Here is a 16,230-nt window from a genome sequence, read left to right as displayed (position 1 = left end):
TTGGTTTTCAAAAAGGTTAAAAAATCCAAGCTGAATTCCAAATGGTCAAATATCAGCGTTTTTTTCGGTTTTTTAAGCTGTCAACGCTTGAAAGTCTGAAGAATTAAGGAAATTATGCTTCGTCGCTTTGGAGAAAACCCAAAAATTCAGATTCTGTCAGTATAGTCACCGTTCCTAGCGCTTTTGCTTTGGATAGTTTGCTCCCGGCTTCCGCACCTATGACCAGAAAATTGAGCTGACTACTGACTGCGGATAAATTCCTTGCCCCTGCTTTTTCTGCCAATTCCTGAGCTTCCTTGCGACCTAATGTTTCCAGAGTACCTGTAAACAAGATAGTTTTTCCTGAGAATACAGAACCTTCGACTGCTTGCCTGAGCTTATCTTCTTCGGTTTGGTAAAAATTTACGCCCAGGCTTTCCATGATTTCTAACATGGCTAAATTTGCAGGATTATTAAAGTATTGGATGATATTCTGTCCAACAACAGGTCCGACATCTTTGATGCTTTTGAACTGTTCAAGTGTCCAATCCTTTAATTGGAGCAAATGGTCCAGATGAGCTGCGATGAGTTTGCTCACTTTCTTCCCCAAATGATGAATGCATAAACTATGAAGCACACGATGTAAGGGATTTGACTTTGCTTTTTCGATGGCTGCCCTTAGTTTCTCTGCCGATTTTACTCCCATCCCCTCCAATTTCGCAATGGACTCATAATCGAGACGGTAGATATCGGACATATCTTTTAGCCATCCCAGGTCAAAAAATCTTTCAATCAGTGAACTACCTAGTCCATCGATGTCCATTGCATCCTTGGATACGTGATGTATCAATCTTTGGACGATTTGTGCTGGACAATAGTAATTAGGGCATCTCCAGGCTGCTTCTTCTTCAGCTCTGACCAAAGGAGTTTTGCAGGATGGACACAAGAGTGGAAAGTCAATTTCTTTGGATTCCTCCGTTCTGAGCTCAGGGTAAGACTGTACGATATATGGGATAACGTCACCGGCTCTTTCTATCAGTACTTGATCATTGAGTCTGATGTCTTTGGATCGAATAAAATCTTCATTGTGCAAGGAAATTGAGCTGACAGTTACTCCTGCTACTGTAACGGGTTCAATTTTCGCAACCGGAGTAATGCTACCGATTTTACCTATCTGAAATTCCACTTGCAACAACTTCGAGGTCGCTTGTTTTGCTTGAAATTTGTAAGCTACTGCCCATCGTGGATGGTGTGCCGTGGAACCACATTGTCGCTGGAGAGCGAGTGAATTTACCTTGACAACTATTCCGTCCAACTCATAGCTGTAGTCATCTCTTTTCTGAGCCCAATCTTGTATAAAATCATGAACTTGCTGGATGCCTTCACATACGCGTCGTTCAGATACAGGTACGAGAAAACCTAAATCTCCCAACACCTTGATCAATTCATTCTGAGTGTTGAACTCATCGAGCTTATCGCGGTCGTCTGATGAGCGAGCGTACGAAAACTGGAAAGCGAATAAATCTAATTGCCTGACGGCAGTTTCTTTGGGATCTTTAACTCTTAACACACCCGTTGCTGCATTGCGAGGATTAGCCAGCAGAGCTTGCCCTGTAGCCTCGCGTTTTGCATTTAATTCTACAAATCTATCCTTGCGGATGATTGCTTCTCCTCTTAATTCAGCAGTTTTAATTCCAAATTTTGAAAATGATGCTGACAAAGGAAGAGATCGGATGGTTTTCGCATTGAGTGTCATTTCGTCTCCACGTATTCCATCTCCTCTGGTAGCGGCTCTGATGAGCTGGTCATCCTGATACAATATTGCGAGACTGCCGCCATCATACTTGGGTTCAACAAGGTATTCCAATGTAGTATCATCATTTAAATTGCAAAGTTTTTTTACCCTTTTGTCAAAATCATAGAGGTCCTCTATAGAGTATGTGTTGTCCAGCGATAGCATGGGTTCCATATGATTAACGGTTTCGAATCCGCTGATCATATCATTGGAGACTCTTTGACTGGGACTATCCTCTTTTATCCATTCCGGATGTATTGTTTCTGTAGAAACCAGGAGTTTGTACAGTTTGTCATATTCTTGATCTGTGATGATTGGCTGATTTTGAACATAATATTTGTATTCATGATACCTTAATGTATCTGCCAATTGGTCTAATTTTTCTTGAGAATGAATCGCTGAAATACTGGCAAAGCTGTTAGTAAGCTTTGCAAATTCGAGTTCTTTGGTCGATGAATACATAATGATTCTTTCGGTAAATGTAACGATTGTCGAGATTTTGAAAATTCCTTTTCGCAACATTTTGTGCATCGGACATTTGCAACTTACTTTGTAATTAAAATAAAAGAAATATGCCTGCGCACGAGTTGGATTACAAAATTTATGGTGAAGAACTCCAATATGTCGAGATTGAGTTGGACCCGAACGAAACAGCGATAGCTGAAAGTGGATCATTCCTGATGATGGAAGATGGAATCCGAATGGCCACCATTTTTGGTGATGGCAGACAACAATCCGGTGGTTTTATGGGAAAGCTGTTTTCTGCAGGAAAAAGGCTACTCACGGGCGAAAGTCTATTCATGAGCACGTTTACAAATGAAGGTTCAGGTAAGGCAAAGGTGAGTTTTGCTGCTCCATATACCGGAAAAATCATCGCACTTGATCTCAGGCAATACAATGAAAAGATTATTGCTCAAAAAGATTCATTTTTGTGTGCTGCAATGGGTGTCAGCATAGGGATAGAATTACAAAGAAAACTTGGGACAGGAATTTTCGGAGGAGAAGGATTTATCATGCAGAAGTTGGAAGGAGATGGTATGGCCTTCGTGCATGCAGGCGGCTATGTGAGAGAGATAGACCTTGGGATCGGGCAAAGTCTGAGAGTAGACACCGGTTGTGTAGTCGCTTATACGGACAGGGTGGATTTTGACATAGAATTTATCAAAGGTATCAAGAACATGGTATTCGGAGGAGAAGGATTGTTCTATGCTGTCTTGCGAGGGCCGGGAAAGGTTTGGATTCAATCACTTCCGATAAGTAGACTTGCTTCCAAAATAATGCAATACGGAAGTGTCGGTGGAAGGAGAGAGGAGGGCAGTATTCTTGGAGGTCTGGGCAATATTCTAGATGGTGATGGGTTCTAAATCCTGATCAGCAAAGTTAAACTCGTGCTGTTCATACTGAGGAACTTGATTTTAGGTTAGCTTAAGCATTTTTCTTAAAACCCAACCTCGGTCTTGCAAATATTTCACGTCTATCATGGCCTGGTCCCAGATGTTGCACGTCCATCTGGCGAATGTATTTATCAGGTTCGGGGTCAGTGCTTTCAGTTTGTCTTAACTCGTAATTTTGGATTACTTCCTGGATGATTGATCGGATAAGACGCCCGTTGCCAAAATGTTTATCCTTTGTATCGACTAAATAACGAAAATATTCCATCACCACCTCCTTAGCATCTTCCTGAATATCCAAACCTGCATCTGTTATCATCTTGAGAGAAATAAGGTAAAGCTCGTCTGCTCCGTAATCTTCAAATTTCAATATCTTGTCAAAGCGACTGCTCAATCCCGGATTAGACTTCAAGAATTGCTCCATCTGGTCGGTGTACCCTGCGACAAAAACAAAGAACAAACCTCGTTGATCCTCCATTCGCTTCAAAAGTGTCTGAATGACCTCGCTTCCATAGTCGCCCTGGCCATGCATAGATTGGGTCAGACTGTATGCCTCATCTATGAATAATACACCACCCATTGCCTCGTCTATCCTTTCCGCCGTTTTTATAGCACTTTGACCAATATATCCTGCGACTAGTCCCTGGCGGTCTGTTTCAACCATGTGGCCCCTTTCCAAAATTCCAAGCGCTTTGTATATCTTGGCTAAGATTCGCGCAACTGTGCTTTTTCCGGTGCCTGGATTCCCTAAAAAGACCGTGTGCAGAAAGTATTTATGCAAAACCTCTTTGCCATGCCTTTGTGCATGACGCACGATTCGAACCAGTTCGTGAATTTCATTTTTCACTTTGTCAATACCTATCATGTCATTGAGCTCGTGCATAGCCGATTGGAGCAATTCTTCATCTACCGGAATGACAGGTTTTGATTTTTCAGGTTCAATGGTGATTTTTCTCACATCCTCTGAGCTGATCATTTTTAACTCTGCGGTATCCAGATTTTCAGGTGTCTGAGTGTCCATGATCCGAATACCTAGATTCATTTTGGCTTTGTCCACCAGATCATATACAAATCTTGCATTGCCAAAGCTGGCATCTCGCTTGCGGTACGCACTGAGTATTATAGATTGAAACAATTTCCAAGCATCAGCCTGGAATTCCACCTGTTTTAAACTAGAGGCATACAGAGCAATTTCGTATAATTCTTGTGGGAGATAATCCGAGAAATGATAATAGTGCTTAATCCTTGATTTTAGGCCGGGATTGGAATCCAAAAAGAACCTCATTTCTTTAGGATAACCTGCCAAAATCACAGCGATATCACCCGGGCCATTTGACATTTCCTTGACCAATATTTCAACGACTTCACGACCAAAATCCTTACTGTCATCATTGGTTCTGGCAAGTGCATAGGCTTCATCAATAAACAATACACCGCCTCTGGCTTTTTCAATGACTTCTTTCACTTTTGGCGCTGTCTGGCCAATAAATTCTCCAACGAGTTCAGCTCGATCAGCTTCTTGGACATGTCCCTTTGAAAGTACACCCATTTTTTTGTAGAGCCTCCCAAGCATTTTGGCTACAGTTGTTTTTCCTGTACCCGGGTTTCCTAGGAATGCCGTGTGCAATACCATTTGATCTTTGTCATCAATACCCTTTTCCTTTCTCAACTGGAGGAATTTAATGTATTGGGCGTGTTCTTTGACTTTGACCTTAATTTCCTGAAGTCCAATCAGTTCGTTAAGTTCAGCCAGAACTTCATCAAAAGTATCATTGTCCTCAATGGTACCCGGAAGCGTTACAGGTTCAGATTTATGAGGTAAAGTTACAGGGGCATCGCCCTCCATAAATTCGTCGCCTACTTCAAAAGGCATGACAGCGAGTAACTGATCCATGCATACGACTTCGGCGGTATATCTGCCCATCCACCAGGAACCTTTCACGTTGGAGCCCCACCCTGCGGTCAGCTGTATGACAGGATCTTCCCTTCTCACCTGCATGAGTCGTACCACCTGACCTTTGAGTTCTCTGGATTCGTTATAAAATTTGATGAATAGCTCACATTGCCAAATAGGCTGCTTTACGTTGTTCTTTAAACTCAGGTCCACATAAATATATCTGGTTTCTTCCGCATTGAACCCTTTGAAATAATGTCTGTTTTCGTCGGAAACATCATCAAAAGGGCCTTCGTAGAGCTTCATGCCGAGGAGCTCAACATAGGGAAAGTATATATTTTCATTCGCCCCAGGATCTTCAATGTAAAAATACCTGGTGGCAACTTTTTCGCCGTCGATCCAGGCTTCCCAATAGTATGATCCTTTTTTCCAAAAGGAGCCTTCTTTTTTATTACCCCAGCCTTCTCTGATATAGACCGTAGGGTCATATTTGGAGATTTTGCGACGAAAACTCAAGTTACATAGCTCTTTTTTTGTCTTGATCAGACTAAAGCATTTGAGTTCTATATCGGTTTCCCAGACATCTCGTTCGAAAAGTTTATTGTAAAATGAAAGTTCAACATAGATATATGTGGTATCCAACCTGTCAAATACCTGGCGATACTTTTTCTTGTTGTCTGCCAGCCATTCAGTAGAGGCATAAACCTTGAGTTCTTTGAACTTATACTTCTTTACTTCAGTTTGCTTTTGAATTTCGTCCATAGTTGATTGATACTTCAAAAATAAGTTTTATAAAGGGAAAGGAGGAATGCTTTTTGGATTTTAAGAAAACATTAAAAAAGTAGACGCTCCCTGAACTTATAATGGCTATTTCCAGTTTAACTTTCACTTGTTATGGCAAAGATTCACTTCAAATTTGAAGATATCCAGATTCCGGAGAAGGCGGTTGAGGGAGAGTTTAAGGAGATGAGTATTCTTGAAATTACTGAGGAATATGGGGTCCATCTCAACCACAATTGCGGTGGGGTGTGTGCCTGTAGTACTTGTCACATCTATGTACAAAGCGGTGATCGGCACCTGGAGCCTCTGTCGGACAAGGAAGAGGATTTCATTGATCGAGCGATCAATCCCAGACTTGAATCCAGGCTGGCATGTCAATGTATTATCTTAGACGATCATGCAGACATTGTCATTGAAGTACCTGATCAGAAAAGGATAATTGGACACGAACATTAATTGCAGTCAATATGTCGAGTTTTAAGAATATAGATGATCTTCCAATCAGTTGGGCTGATCACGAGGATATTGCTATGGGGCTTTATGCCAGATTCGGACCAGAATTTGGTGAGTCCCAAATCTACAGGATCCGATTCACGCAGTTATTGGATTGGGTTATGGAACTGCCACACTTTGAAGGAAAAAGAGAAGAATGCAACGAATCCCATTTGGAGCAAATTCAAGCAAAATGGGTCTATGAATGGCGCGACAACCAGTGAGGTCTTTTTTCCGCCCTATCCTGAGAATTTTTAATTTTATGTTAGTTTAAAGATCAGGTCATGCAACTTTTAGGCATGTGCAAGATCCTTATGTTGATTTGCAAACGGAAAAATGAGCTTTTTGACAAAAGACCAACACGAAAGCGACTACAAAACACTGATTGACAAGGTGCTGCAGGGTGATCAGATTTCTGCAAGAAATCTCTATGACCGTTTTTCGTCTGCAATGTATCAAGTGTGCCTCCATATTATAAGAAATGAAGTTGAAGCAGCGGATGCATTGCAAGAATCATTCGTTAAAGTTTTTTTGCATTTGGATAGTCTGGAAAATGAGAAACTACTGCCTGCATGGATAAAACGAATCACAGTAAATACCTGTGTTGCTATGGTCCAGAAATCTGCAAGATATAGAATGGAGCCTTGGGAAGATCAAATTTCCCATCCGGTAGAGAGCGATGATTCTGTGGGTGATTTGGAAGCGGCTTACGAAGCGGATCTACAAGATGTAAATTCCTGTATTCTCCAACTTCCAGAGCGATATAGATTGGTTTTTACTTTGTACGTAATAGAAAATTACTCACATGATCAAATATCAGAAATGCTGGGAATAGCACCTTCAACCTCAAGGAGTCAGTATTTGAGAGCAAAAATTAAATTGATACAGTTATTGAAAAATAATAATAAAAATGAAAGATCAATTCAAGGAATATTTCCACGCACGATTGCAGCAATCTGAGCTCAAATCGGCACCCGACAATATTTTTGATAAAGTCATACAAGATCCGCGACTTAAGGATAAGGCTTTCGCTCCAAAAAAATCAGCTAGTGCAAATTTGTTTCAATTTTGGATTTCCGGAAGTATAGCAGCAACTGTTTTGATTTGTGTTGCAATTTGGTATTTTTCTAGTGATAAAGGATCACAAAATGACAAAATGAATACGTCAACTTATTCAAATCATACAGCTCATGATCAAAACATTCCAAACGCTAAATTGAATACAGGCAAACAGGTGAATGATGAAATGAAATCTTCGGTTGCTGAGACCAGACACAACATGATGAAAAGTAAGGCATCTGATCTAATTCAAGAAGGTCAATTAGGGAGCGCTGCCAATTTGATCAATTCGAAAGCGGAGTTCCTTCATAGAGAATATATTGAAAATCAAGAAAAAAATATTGCTGACGATGCAACATTAAACACCACAACGCATCTTTTGATTACAAATGAATCCTCAATGTTGAAAGATATAAAAGCGTCACCAGTGAAACTTATAACTTCTTTGGCTTCTGTTTCAGCTAAACAAGAAAAAGTACTCCCGGATATTAAGATCAAAGTTGAAAATTTATCTGATGCCAAAGAAAATCTTATGACTGATAATGTAGGCAAAGAGAATTCACTTGAAAAGCAAGCAGGGAATTTGTTTTGGAAATGGATTGCTGGAAGAACTCGCAAATGGACAAATGATGTACTCCAGATTCAGGTCGATCAGAGCACAGAGCATGTAGCAGTTGAACTAAAAACAGAAAAATTAGAAATAATAAAACAATTGACTTTATTTAGAAATTGATTTGAACAAAAAACATAAAATTCATATAAATGAAAAAAATATTATTTATTCTATTCGTAACCTTTATCGCTGTAGTTTCTAAAGCACAAGATGTACCACCACCACCACCACCGCCACCGCCTTCTCCAAGTCCTGCTCCCAGTATAGGGAAAGAGGATACTTTAAAGTTTAAAGTAAAAGACAGGGAAATTTTAATCATACAGAAACCTTCAATGGAAAAATCTGAATCAAAGATTGACGAGAAAAGTGAGCCCTCATTAGCAGATAGTCCTGATATGCCTATGAGAAAAGAAAATGTGGCTCCGGCTAAGAAAAAACGATCTAAAGCTGCATCAGTTGACTTTATTGATTTTGATCTTGGTATGAACTTTCTTATACATAATGGAGACGCTGCAACTAAGCAACAAGCCAAAGACTTAAGCCTGAAGACTTTCCGGTCATGGAGTTGGGGATTTACTTTCCTCCCAACTAAAATATATCTAGGCAGCAAAAATGTACTATTGTTAACAGGACTTACTTGGAGATTTGGAGAATTGGAGTTTGATAAAAAACTGAACTTTACTCCTGACAAGACTCTTGAGTACACCATCAATGAAACTGTTAATGGATCTGAAATTCGAAAGAGTGAATTTGATTTTAGCCATCTTGAAGTTCCCCTCACCTTATATCTGCAATCAAAAAAATACAGAGGCTTGGGCAATATCGGTATAGGATTAGGTGGATATGTAGGAGTGTTAACACATCAGGAACATGAAATTAAAACAACCAATTCAAAACGAAATATCGAAACGGAAGAGGATTTTGGTTTTTCTACGTTCAAATATGGACTGAATGCAAAGGTGGACATCGGTGCAATCAAATTTTATGTAAATTATGACCTGACGCCAACATGGAAGGAGACGGATTATCATACCCTTGAATGTGGAATCTGGTTTGATTTATAAAAATAATATTAAAGTATATCGTTTTACTTTCTTCAAATTGTGGTCAAAGCCTGCACAAAATTAGTGCGGGCTTTATTTTTTTATATTGAAATTTATAAGTTCCAATGATTATAGTTTGATAAATAGGAATGCGAGGCATTTTTAAATATAGTTTTGCAAAGTTTGAGTAATTTTCTCATAGCCATTGTCTTCAATAAAGTGAATCCCTTTAGGAATTTAGTCATTTGAAATCTATTGAATCTGAGATCCAATAGATTCCGTAAGGATCGAATAATTGGTCAGATCTATGACTTTATACTTCATTACATTAGTATAATCTGATACCTGAATGTTTGCACAATTTTGGATTTGAAAAAAATCAGAACATCTATGTGGGAATTTTCCTTTTTGCTTAAAATAATCAGAGAAGAAAAATGTGATATTAGATTGGGAATTATATATTCTCGAAGCTTTTAAATGACATTTACGTGAAGTAAGTTTTGGATTCGGTAATTAATATTCAGGAAGGATCTATTTTAAGAATTGGAATAGTTTTCTTTTCTTTGCAAGAATGGTTTATTCTTCTGAAAAGATCAAATCCAAAGCTCGGGAGCTGGGATTTCTGCAAGTTGGTGTGGCTAAAGCTCGTCAGCTTGATAAGGAGGCAAGGAATCTGGAACGATGGTTGAAGCAAGGGATGCACGGTGAAATGAGCTACATGGAAAATTATTATGAAAAGCGCATCGACCCAACATTGCTCTTTCCTGGTTGTAAATCAGTCATAATGCTGGCGCTCAATTATTTTCCTGAAAATCAATACATTCATAAAGAAGGAATTAAAATATCTAGATATGCTTATGGTCAGGATTATCATCAAGTGATAAAGTCAAAATTGAAAGTTTTAACTCACTGGTTGAATGATACATATGGAAACATTCAACTTAGATATTTTGTAGATTCAGCTCCGGTGCTGGAACGTGATTGGGCGAAAATATCGGGAATTTCGTGGAGCGGAAAAAATACACTTAGTATTCATCCAAAACATGGGAGTTATTTTTTTCTGGCCTGTGTATTAACAGATATTGAATTTCAGGTTGATCACCCGATCAATGACCACTGTGGGACCTGTACTCGCTGTATTGAAGCTTGTCCAACCGAAGCTATACATGCACAAGGTTATATAGTGGATGCATCTAGGTGTATTTCTTATCTTACGATTGAACTTAAGAATGATATACCTGAATCTTTTTCAGGAAAAACGAAAGGATGGATTTTTGGCTGTGACATCTGTCAGGAGGTATGTCCCTGGAATAGATTTGCAAAACAACATCAAGTCGATGAATTTGAACCTAAAGTAGAATTATTGAACCTTTCTCAACAGGATTGGCTCGCCATGACTGATGAAGCTTTCAATGAAATAACGCTAAATTCTCCAATTCAACGAACTAAATTGAAGGGAATGAAGAGAAATGTGATGTATTGTATAGACAAGACATAAAATCGTGTCATTCGAATTTGATCTAAATGAAAGAGATGAGAACACAAGTTTACCTGTTGTAAGGGCAATTGCAATTTCCTGCAAAGTATTGTCAGCCTCTCTCCTTGAGGAGTGAAATCGTTCAGCTGATGGTCGCAACCGGGTGATCATTCAGCACATCCAAAGCTCAGTTTTTATATCCAATTAGGCTTCAGAATTAAATCTCTTTTGCAAAATTCGAGCTAAATGAAAGAGATGATTTATGTTTCGAATTTTAACTTCTTTATAATTTATATCAGGGAATAATAATTTATTCCTCAACCCTAATCAAATAAAAGGGCGATAAATAAAAGCTGTTTTTCGGAAAATGGAGAATAAAAATCGCTGTTTAAATTTGAGATTGCGAAAGGGGTCCGGTTCATCTTCAGCCGATATCAAAGTGCTCTGTTTTATACGTGATTTAAGAATTCGTGAAACTTTGTGAGCAAATGCTGTATCTTCAATTACTGTAATTGTTTCAGAATTAAATTGGTGTGACAAATTATCCAAATTATAAGTACCAATCACGGTAATTTTATTGTCGATAACCATCGCTTTAGAATGCAGGGTACTTTGTCCTTCAAACTCATAAGCGTGTATACCCCATTTGAGATATAGGTCTCTGTCATTTGCATATGCAGCCGAGCTAACAGGCACATCGGTAACATAAGCAGCATTGCTGTTGAGTTCAATCTTAACTTTTTTAAATGCTGCATTGCGAAGCGCTTTTCTGATGCTGCGTGGAGGCGTAAGGTAAGGTGATTCAATTTGGATTGTGCTATCTGCTTCATAGATTAAACTCATCACTTTGTTGGAAACAAATCTGGTCCGAGGTAGAATATGGTAATAGTCTCTGATAAAGTTAATTTTCTGAACAGGATCGGTTTTGTCACTCCAATATTTTACTGGATGAAATTGTTGAATATTATAGATTGAATCCAAAACCGCCTCAATATGTTTATAATCCTTAAGTGTAGTTTTGTAAACTTTATTGTTCATGTATTTGGTGAAAGGAGCCGTCCAAACATGGTTAAAATACCTGCTAGCTTGGGATACAACTTCGCCTTCTGTAAATATTTCAAGATCAATAAATTTTTTTTTACTTCGATTGAATTTTGAATAATAATTATTAGTGAGATTTCTTCCACCGGTGATGAAATATTTACCATCTACGACAAGGAGTTTATCATGCATTGAAGTGATATTATTCCATCCTTTCTTCCAACTAAACTTGTTAAAGTATTGTACAGGGATATTGTAATTACATAGATAGTCGAGCATCCCTTTTGAAATGCGGGAACTCAGACTTTCTACTATAATTCTTACATCGACACCTCGTTTTGCTGCATGAACGCAGGCGGATAGAACAGCGAGCCCGGTGTCATCTTCATAGATTGCATAATATGCAACCATGATTTCTTTTTGGGCACTGTTGATCAAATCCAGTTTTGCTTGAAGGCCTTCTGCTTCACTTTCTAAGAGATAAACTTTGTTTTCAGCATGTATGGGATGGAGTCCAAGAATAATCCATGTTAGCAGGAACCTAACTATATGATTGAACGAAGGAAATGAGATGCATGCCATTTTTTCCATTTCAGCAGAGGTAAAAATAACTCAAATGCATAAATTGTTCATCTTTACCGTATACCAGGGTAAATTTATTCCAAATTTCAGCCTCAAAATTTGGTTTATAAGGTAAAATTATTTGAAAGTTGTTAAATCTTTGGTTCCCTAGGATTCACAGTGGTAAAGGTATGTTCCCTAAACATACAATGTGGTAAAATGAAAGCCTGAGCTTAGCAATAGCATTTGTAGATCAGGCTTTCACTTCTTTTTGGTTGAGCTTCATTCTTTGTTTGAAAATGGCTTTTAGAATTTCTTGGAGCCATCCTGTTGGATGATGTAGCGGAAGGTATAGTAACGCGCCAGGTCGGTACGGTAATTTGGAGTGGTCGGTGCATTTTTGTAGTAACTCAGAATTTCCAGTTTTGCATATTTCTGATCACTGGTACGCAAAATTAAAACTTTGCCCGGCTTTGGATAGAATACAAATGCTGCCTGATCATAAGTGTACCAATTTTTTCCAATAGCATAAACAGGAGCTTGGTCTATATGGAAACTGCTGTCTGCAGGGACTTCAGAAATGGATTGATAAACACCGTCCAACAAAAATGCACCTGCGCTTCCAGGGCCTGAAGATCCACTATTGATCAAAATTGTATTTGCCCGGAATGCAATATCCCATTTGCTTGTAGTCGAGTCAGAATTAGCGACGATACTGCTGTCAGATAATCTGAAAAAAGTAAATTTGCCGGTTTCGCCTATCGGTTGTCCGGTAGTAGGGTCAAATGAAGTAGGTGGGTCTGCCGGTAAATTTTGTACAGTTACAGATAGAGATTTTGAGCCAGGGGATGATTCAGATGAATCATCGCATGAGGTAAGTAAGCTTATAGCGAAGAGTACTAAAATTAAATTTTTCATGATTTATTTTTTTTAAAAAATTCGAATTGTATTTGAATAAAAAAATTTCTACCTTTTAAAGTGGGTATGTATAATTCATCTTTGTAGTTGGCCAAATTTTCAACACCGGTACTTATTCGCCAATTTGAATTAATTTGATAAGCATATCCTGCATTGAGGATAAAATAATCAGTTACCAGGTGATCATATCGATCCAATATACCATTGCTGTTTCTATCAGACGAAGGTATAAGTGTGCCTGATACTGATCCTGCAGTAGCAGCCGAGCCATAACTACCTCTGTAAATACATCGTAGAGAGGCATCCCATTTTCCACTTTTACTTTGATATCTTAATTTGGCTATACCTGAATGAGGTGATCTGCCGTACAAACCTAAATAATCCTTTTTTGTGATCAGGTAAGATTCTAAAGTTTCCGGATTTCTACCATAGATTTGTTTTTGTTTGATTTGGTTAAGAATATCTTTGTCTTTAGCAAGCAAGTAATTATAAGATAAACTGATCTGGAAATTCCGAATCAATTTGCTTCTCCATTCTGCCTCAAAACCTTCTGTGTAAGCATTCTGAATATTATTGTAAGAATAAATGAATTGTCGGTTTTTAAGTAAAGCGACGGTTTGTATTTCTACTAATCCTTTGAGATCATTTCTGAAAAAATGTATTGAAAAATTACCAAACGTGGGATGATCATACTCCATCCCAAAATTCAGCGCAATTGATTTTTCTGGTTTTAATGTGGATTTTTGGTCTAAAGAAATATATATATCTTCAATTAATCCCTGTGTCTGTAATTTTTTGAGTTCGTCCAACACTACTTCGGTACCAAATACGCTGTATCCTGCCGCAGAATTTTTAAAATTCAAATACAATTGTCTGAAGTCAGGTGCTTTAAATCCTGTTCCAAAAGAGGCTTTGATTTGAATGCGGGAAGTAGGTTTGTAGAGTAACGAAAACTTTGGGCTCCATTGGCTGTGATACACTGAATTATCGTCGTATCGAAGTCCTGTAATGATGTCCACTTTAGGATTAAGCTTCCATTCATGTTGCAAAAACAAATAAGATGTATGTTGAGATCTAGTCACATTTTCTCCATATCGATTTGTATTTACTGATTCGTAAAGAATACCTGCGCCTGCAGTCCAATTTTGGTTTTTAAAATATCTACAAGTTGATTGAACTTCCGGTTTAAAATATTCCTGCCTGAATTGGTCAAAGTAATATTCATTTCCTGAACTGAGTTCGTTCAGTTTGGTTTCTGTATAATACCTGGAGTAATTGGCTCTAATATAAAATTGTGTGTTATTCTTCCAAGAATATTTAATTTGAGGAATGAAAGTCAAATCACTGACCTTACCCGGGCCATTGACTTTTATAGAATCAGAAGGAACGATGACCTGATATTCATTATCCTGAACTTCATGAAAAATGCGAATTGCAGTTGATAATTCTAGGGCTTCAATAGGTTGATAAATTAATTTATGTCTGAAGCTGAAATTTCGATATGGTGATATGGTACGACCATAATTTGCAGGATCAACATCAAATCCTTTTGAGTTGAAAAAATTAAAGAAAAGCTGATTTGATAACTTATATTTCACATGATCCAATTCTACATTGGCATCGAAATCACCCATCGTACTCAACCTGGAAGAAAGCAAAATACGAGGAGTTACAGGTCTACTCGTGATTATATTGACTACTCCGCCAAGCGCTTCCGACCCGTATAAGCTTGAGGATGGACCTTTTACGATTTCTATTTTCTTTATATTGCCGAGAGCTATTCTGCTCAATTCTAAAGTACCTGTATATCTGCCTATGAGTGGCTCACCGTCCATCATGATCATCGTATAATCGGCTCCTAATCCTTGGAGTTGGAGTCCATTTCCCACCCCATTTATTTGAGGCACTATGGTAAGTCCTTTTTGTTCGGTAAGTACGTCTTGCAGTCGGCTGCCTCCAATGGCTTGAATCTCTTTTTTGGTCACCAGATTGAAGGGCATAGGAATCTCGGTGAGTTTTCTTTCGGTCCTGGTAGCTGAAATAATTACTTCTTTGAGATCAACCGTATCTTGGTTTATTTTAGTAGGATCTATGCTTTGGACCTGACCGTAACCGAATACTGTCAAAGCGATAAATACAAGCAGCAAAATCCTTTTCATCAAGGCGCAAAGGTCTGACTGCAATAAATGTAAAAATATCCCAATTAGGAATAATTATATCCTGAACAGGAATAATTGAAATATGGAGCAATTGACAAGAAATTGATTTAAATAGCTTATTATCAGATAATTGTGTATCTTTGCGACTAGTATATTGTAAATTAAAAGTGAATAATACCCCAAAAATAGCTCAATACGGTCTCCCTTCAACGAAGGTAATGCGAATCCTATTGAATCCGGGTCGCGCAAGCAACAGTACTTATAATATAGTCCAAAAAAAGGTACATTTTATATTTAATGCAGCAGATAAAGCAACTCTCGAATTTGGTCCATTCTACCAAAGAGCTTTGCAGTCAGGTCATTATTTTATCATATATAACCCGGAAAAAGATTTGGAATTCAGCCTCAATCACGACAAACAAGTTGGCTTATTCTGGATTGAACTTGAATTGTCAGAACTGCATGAATGTATTTCGCGAGAAGAAAATCTTGGCAAAATTTTCGAACCTGATTTTGCAAAGAAGATTTATTATAAGGAGTATTCTATTCCGACAAATGTTGAATTGATTCTTCGTGAGATTTTTGAACACGATTTGCCGATGCACTTGGCTACGATTTACGACACCGGAAAATCTTTAGAAATCATTAGTTTATTATTGGCTGCTGACACCAATGATTTTCTCAGCTGTCCATTTCTAAATGATGAAGAGATCATGCGGAAAATAAAGCAAGCAAAAGATATCCTGGTCTCTCATTTTGCAGCTCCGCCTGTACTCGCAGATCTTGCAAAAGAAGTAGGAATTAATGAATTTCAATTGAAGTCAGGATTCAAACAGATTTATGGAAAGCCGCCCTATCAATTTGTATTGGAATATAAAATGAGTCATGCAAAACAATTGCTTGAATCAGGTAAGTATCTCGTGCATGAAGTCGCAGACCAGGTAGGTTATACAAATATTAGTCATTTCATAGAAGCCTTCAAGAAAAAGTACGGAGTGACTCCAAAGAAATTAAGTTCATAAACATAT

The 16,230-nt window shown here is 38.2% G+C and carries 13 protein-coding genes; 8 read left to right on the top strand and 5 right to left on the bottom strand.

Annotated elements, in window-relative coordinates:
* Positions 1-112: 112 nt before the first annotated feature.
* Entirely contained in the window at positions 113-2,296 is a 2,184-nt protein-coding gene (ligA, locus tag IPI99_01825; GenBank protein MBK7339249.1) for an NAD-dependent DNA ligase LigA, read from the bottom strand.
* A gap of 50 nt (positions 2,297-2,346) precedes the next feature.
* Between ligA and IPI99_01820 the strand changes: the two genes are divergently transcribed.
* The gene (locus IPI99_01820) at positions 2,347-3,138 is read left to right on the top strand and encodes a TIGR00266 family protein (protein ID MBK7339248.1); all 792 of its coding nucleotides are present in this window, start codon (positions 2,347-2,349) and stop codon (positions 3,136-3,138) included.
* A gap of 61 nt (positions 3,139-3,199) precedes the next feature.
* Here the strand turns inward: IPI99_01820 and IPI99_01815 are convergent, their stop codons facing one another.
* Positions 3,200-5,821 carry an AAA family ATPase gene (locus IPI99_01815; GenBank protein MBK7339247.1) on the bottom strand — a complete coding sequence of 874 codons (2,622 nt, stop codon included), beginning with the start codon at positions 5,819-5,821 and terminating at the stop codon, positions 3,200-3,202.
* Between the two features lie 132 nt (positions 5,822-5,953).
* On the opposite strand from IPI99_01815, the gene IPI99_01810 reads away from it, so the two are divergent.
* From IPI99_01810 to queG, 6 genes are all read left to right on the top strand, one after another.
* Positions 5,954-6,295, top strand: coding sequence for a 2Fe-2S iron-sulfur cluster binding domain-containing protein (locus tag IPI99_01810; GenBank protein MBK7339246.1), 342 nt, complete (start codon positions 5,954-5,956; stop codon positions 6,293-6,295).
* Between the two features lie 11 nt (positions 6,296-6,306).
* Positions 6,307-6,555 (top strand): Fe-S cluster assembly protein IscX, encoded by a 249-nt coding sequence (gene iscX, locus IPI99_01805; GenBank protein MBK7339245.1) that lies wholly within the window; start codon positions 6,307-6,309, stop codon positions 6,553-6,555.
* Between the two features lie 112 nt (positions 6,556-6,667).
* Complete coding sequence (locus tag IPI99_01800; protein MBK7339244.1) at positions 6,668-7,291, top strand: RNA polymerase sigma factor; 624 nt, start codon at positions 6,668-6,670, stop codon at positions 7,289-7,291.
* Positions 7,242-8,123 carry a hypothetical protein gene (locus tag IPI99_01795; protein MBK7339243.1) on the top strand — a complete coding sequence of 294 codons (882 nt, stop codon included), beginning with the start codon at positions 7,242-7,244 and terminating at the stop codon, positions 8,121-8,123. Before IPI99_01800 ends, IPI99_01795 begins: the two co-directional genes overlap by 50 nt.
* Positions 8,124-8,152: 29 nt before the next feature.
* Positions 8,153-9,067, top strand: coding sequence for a hypothetical protein (locus IPI99_01790; GenBank protein MBK7339242.1), 915 nt, complete (start codon positions 8,153-8,155; stop codon positions 9,065-9,067).
* A gap of 550 nt (positions 9,068-9,617) precedes the next feature.
* The gene (queG, locus tag IPI99_01785) at positions 9,618-10,544 is read left to right on the top strand and encodes a tRNA epoxyqueuosine(34) reductase QueG (protein ID MBK7339241.1); all 927 of its coding nucleotides are present in this window, start codon (positions 9,618-9,620) and stop codon (positions 10,542-10,544) included.
* 306 nt (positions 10,545-10,850) lie between these two features.
* On the opposite strand, the gene IPI99_01780 is transcribed toward queG, so the two are convergent.
* The 3 genes from IPI99_01780 to IPI99_01770 form a co-directional block, all read right to left on the bottom strand.
* Complete coding sequence (locus tag IPI99_01780) at positions 10,851-12,146, bottom strand: phosphatidylserine/phosphatidylglycerophosphate/cardiolipin synthase family protein (GenBank protein MBK7339240.1); 1,296 nt, start codon at positions 12,144-12,146, stop codon at positions 10,851-10,853.
* 285 nt (positions 12,147-12,431) lie between these two features.
* Positions 12,432-13,043 (bottom strand): HmuY family protein, encoded by a 612-nt coding sequence (locus tag IPI99_01775; protein ID MBK7339239.1) that lies wholly within the window; start codon positions 13,041-13,043, stop codon positions 12,432-12,434.
* A complete protein-coding gene (locus tag IPI99_01770) occupies positions 13,040-15,202 on the bottom strand; it encodes a TonB-dependent receptor (GenBank protein MBK7339238.1) in 2,163 nt (720 codons plus the stop codon). Before IPI99_01770 ends, IPI99_01775 begins: the two co-directional genes overlap by 4 nt.
* Before the next feature lie 167 nt (positions 15,203-15,369).
* On the opposite strand from IPI99_01770, the gene IPI99_01765 reads away from it, so the two are divergent.
* Positions 15,370-16,224, top strand: a complete 855-nt coding sequence (locus IPI99_01765; protein ID MBK7339237.1) for a helix-turn-helix transcriptional regulator — start codon at positions 15,370-15,372, stop codon at positions 16,222-16,224.
* The last annotated feature ends 6 nt before the right edge of the window (positions 16,225-16,230 follow it).

It is taken from the genome of Saprospiraceae bacterium, from assembly GCA_016710235.1.
GTDB lineage: Bacteria > Bacteroidota > Bacteroidia > Chitinophagales > Saprospiraceae > Vicinibacter.
Note: the sequence above shows the minus strand (reverse complement) of the source record. Positions and strands in the feature narration are given on the sequence as shown.

Bases quoted from the DNA above. Each gene is read 5' to 3' on its own strand.
- IPI99_01820 (MBK7339248.1), top strand. From the start codon at position 2,347: ATGCCTGCGCACGAGTTGGATTACAAAATTTATGGTGAAGAACTCCAA.
- IPI99_01770 (MBK7339238.1), bottom strand. From the start codon at position 15,202: ATGAAAAGGATTTTGCTGCTTGTATTTATCGCTTTGACAGTATTCGGT.
- IPI99_01800 (MBK7339244.1), top strand. From the start codon at position 6,668: ATGAGCTTTTTGACAAAAGACCAACACGAAAGCGACTACAAAACACTG.
- queG (MBK7339241.1), top strand. From the start codon at position 9,618: ATGGTTTATTCTTCTGAAAAGATCAAATCCAAAGCTCGGGAGCTGGGA.
- IPI99_01815 (MBK7339247.1), bottom strand. From the start codon at position 5,821: ATGGACGAAATTCAAAAGCAAACTGAAGTAAAGAAGTATAAGTTCAAA.
- IPI99_01790 (MBK7339242.1), top strand. From the start codon at position 8,153: ATGAAAAAAATATTATTTATTCTATTCGTAACCTTTATCGCTGTAGTT.
- IPI99_01775 (MBK7339239.1), bottom strand. From the start codon at position 13,043: ATGAAAAATTTAATTTTAGTACTCTTCGCTATAAGCTTACTTACCTCA.
- IPI99_01810 (MBK7339246.1), top strand. From the start codon at position 5,954: ATGGCAAAGATTCACTTCAAATTTGAAGATATCCAGATTCCGGAGAAG.
- ligA (MBK7339249.1), bottom strand. From the start codon at position 2,296: ATGTTGCGAAAAGGAATTTTCAAAATCTCGACAATCGTTACATTTACC.
- iscX (MBK7339245.1), top strand. From the start codon at position 6,307: ATGTCGAGTTTTAAGAATATAGATGATCTTCCAATCAGTTGGGCTGAT.
- IPI99_01795 (MBK7339243.1), top strand. From the start codon at position 7,242: ATGAAAGATCAATTCAAGGAATATTTCCACGCACGATTGCAGCAATCT.
- IPI99_01780 (MBK7339240.1), bottom strand. From the start codon at position 12,146: ATGGCATGCATCTCATTTCCTTCGTTCAATCATATAGTTAGGTTCCTG.